Source organism: Nocardioides sp. NPDC057772, from assembly GCF_042798075.1.
GTDB lineage: Bacteria > Actinomycetota > Actinomycetes > Propionibacteriales > Nocardioidaceae > Nocardioides.
In genome coordinates this window covers 1-2,931 of record NZ_JBHVKN010000338.1, presented here as the reverse complement: position 1 = coordinate 2,931, position 2,931 = coordinate 1, and the positions used below count along the sequence as shown (strand labels likewise).

The following is a 2,931-nucleotide window of genomic DNA, read 5'->3' as shown; positions in this document are numbered from 1 at the left end:
GTTTTGGGTCAAGGAGAGCCGACTCGGCCCGATTCTGGCCGGGTTGGAATAGGGGGCGTAGGGTCTTCGTTGTGGACAGTGAACGAAGTTGAGTTGATCCGACTCAACTTGTTTGCAACACTCGGCGGCAGCAGCCGCTGGAGCGGCGCAGACGAACCAGTCTTCCGGGTTCCCCGGATCCACATACACACAGCTTCAACAAGCGGAGGTAGCAAAGATGGCACGTGCCGTCGGTATCGACCTCGGGACCACCAACTCGGTCGTCTCGGTTCTGGAGGGTGGCGAGCCCACCGTCATCGCGAATGCCGAAGGCGCCCGTACGACGCCTTCCGTGGTCGCGTTCAGCAAGTCCGGTGAGGTGCTGGTCGGCGAGGTCGCCAAGCGCCAGGCCGTGACCAACGTCGACCGGACGATCAAGTCCGTCAAGCGCCACATGGGCACCGACTGGAAGGTGACCATCGACGACAAGGACTTCACGCCGCAGCAGATCAGCGCGTTCGTCCTGCAGAAGCTGAAGCGCGACGCCGAGGCCTACCTCGGTGAGACGGTGACCGACGCGGTCATCACCGTCCCGGCCTACTTCTCCGACGCGCAGCGCCAGGCCACCAAGGAGGCCGGTGAGATCGCGGGCCTCAACGTCCAGCGCATCGTCAACGAGCCCACTGCGGCGGCGCTGGCCTACGGTCTCGACAAGGGCGACGACCAGACCATCCTCGTCTTCGACCTCGGTGGCGGCACCTTCGACGTCTCCCTGCTCGAGATCGGTGAGGGTGTCGTCGAGGTCAAGGCGACCTCCGGTGACAACCACCTCGGTGGTGACGACTGGGACAACGCGATCGTCACGTGGATGGTCGAGAAGTTCAAGAACGCCAACGGTGTGGACCTGTCCGCCGACAAGATCGCCGCGCAGCGCCTCCAGGAGGCCGCGGAGAAGGCGAAGATCGAGCTCTCCTCCAGCCAGAACACCTCGATCCACCTGCCCTACATCACCCACGGTGAGTCCGGCCCCCTCCACTTCGAGGAGACCCTGACCCGGGCGGAGTTCCAGAAGATCACCGCCGACCTGCTCGACCGCACCAAGAAGCCGTTCGAGTCGGTCCTCAAGGACGCCGGCATCGCGATCAAGGACATCGACCACGTCGTCATGGTCGGTGGTTCGACCCGTATGCCGGCCGTGACCGACCTGGTCAAGAGCCTGCTCGGTGGCAAGGAGCCCAACAAGGGCGTCAACCCCGACGAGGTCGTCGCCGTGGGTGCCGCGCTGCAGGCCGGCGTGCTGAAGGGCGAGGTCAAGGACGTCCTGCTCCTCGACGTCACCCCGCTGAGCCTCGGCATCGAGACCAAGGGCGGTGTCTTCACCACCCTGATCGAGCGCAACACCACCATCCCGACCAAGCGCTCCGAGATCTTCACCACGGCTGACGACAACCAGCCGAGCGTCGAGATCAAGGTCGCCCAGGGCGAGCGCCCGATGTGGTCGGAGAACCAGCCGCTGGGCAACTTCGAGCTCACCGGCCTCCCGCCGGCGCCGCGTGGCGTGCCGAAGATCGAGGTCACCTTCGACATCGACGCCAACGGCATCGTGCACGTCTCCGCCAAGGACCAGGCCTCGGGCCGCGAGCAGTCCATGACGATCTCCGGCGGCTCCGCGCTGTCGAAGGAAGACATCGACCGCATGGTCAAGGAGGCGGAGCAGTACGCCGAGGAGGACGCCAAGCGTCGCGAGTCCATCGAGATCCGCAACCAGGGTGACAGCCTCGTCTACACCACCGAGAAGTTCATCGCAGACTCCGGCGACAAGGTTCCGGACGACGTGAAGACCGAGGTGCAGGCCGACCTGGACGCGCTGAAGAAGGTCCTCGAGGACACCGAGGCCGACAAGGACGCCATCCAGACCGCGATCACCAAGCTCGGTGAGTCCTCGCAGAAGATGGGTGCGGCCATGTACGCCGCGGCCGAGGCCGAGCAGTCCGCTGCCGGCGGTGCCACCGGTGCGACCGGCGAGGCCGACGACGACGTCGTCGACGCCGAGATCGTCGACGAGCCCGCCGAGGGCGAAGAGGGCGACAAGAAGTGACGAAGCGCCGCCCCGGCGGGGCGGAGGAGGCCGTCGAGGAGACGACCACCGAGGCCCCGCCGCCCGAGACCGACCCTGAGACAGAGGCCGTCGAGGAGTCGACCGAGGACGCCGAGGTGGACGCTCCTGAGGGCGACGCCGCGGACTCGGACGGCTCCGACGAGGCCGGCTCCGACGGGGACGCCTCTGACGAGGCGACCGACGAGGAGGCGACCGACGAGGAGGCGACCGAGGACGAGACCTCGGACGAGGAGGACGTGATCATCGAGGACGAGAGCGAGGTGGACCTCATGGGCGACGCCGCCGACGAGGTCGACAAGCGCGTCGCCGAGCTGACCACCGACCTGCAGCGTCTCCAGGCCGAGTACGTCAACTACAAGAAGCGGGTCGACCGTGACCGCGAGCTCGTCTCGCAGAACGCGACCTACAAGGTGCTCACTCCGATCGTGGACGTGCTCGACACCATCGACCGTGCTCGCGAGCACGGCGAGGTCGAGGGCGGCTTCAAGGCCGTCGCCGACCAGCTCGAGAAGATCGTGACCAACCTGGGTCTGAAGAAGTTCGGTGAGCCGGGCGACGTCTTCGACCCCACCCGTCACGAGGCGCTCAGCCACATGGGCACCGACCCGGAGGTCGAGGAGACCTCGGTCAAGCTGGTCGCCAAGGCCGGCTACATGATCGGCGACCGGGTGGTCAGGGCCGCGCAGGTCCTGGTCGTCGACCCGGAGTGACCCGGAGTGACCCGGAGTGACAACGATGAGCGGGTCGACCGTGACCGCGAGCTCGTCTCGCAGAACGCGACCTACAAGGTGCTCACTCCGATCGTGGACGTGCTCGACACCATCGACCGTGCT

2 protein-coding genes are annotated in these 2,931 nt (G+C 66.4%); both read left to right on the top strand.

Features of this window, described 5'->3' with window-relative positions; translation table 11 throughout:
* The first annotated feature begins 217 nt into the window (after nucleotides 1–217).
* Nucleotides 218–2,077 carry a molecular chaperone DnaK gene (gene dnaK, locus ACFVJS_RS27300; protein WP_378886686.1) on the top strand — a complete coding sequence of 620 codons (1,860 nt, stop codon included), beginning with the start codon at nucleotides 218–220 and terminating at the stop codon, nucleotides 2,075–2,077.
* Nucleotides 2,074–2,808 (top strand): nucleotide exchange factor GrpE, encoded by a 735-nt coding sequence (gene grpE / locus ACFVJS_RS27295; RefSeq protein ID WP_378886685.1) that lies wholly within the window; start codon nucleotides 2,074–2,076, stop codon nucleotides 2,806–2,808. The genes dnaK and grpE overlap by 4 nt, the downstream gene beginning before the upstream one ends.
* Nucleotides 2,809–2,931: the final 123 nt, after the last annotated feature.

What these genes read in the sequence shown, in the direction of transcription:
- dnaK (WP_378886686.1), top strand. Translation starts at nt 218, where the DNA reads ATGGCACGTGCCGTCGGTATCGACCTCGGGACCACCAACTCGGTCGTC.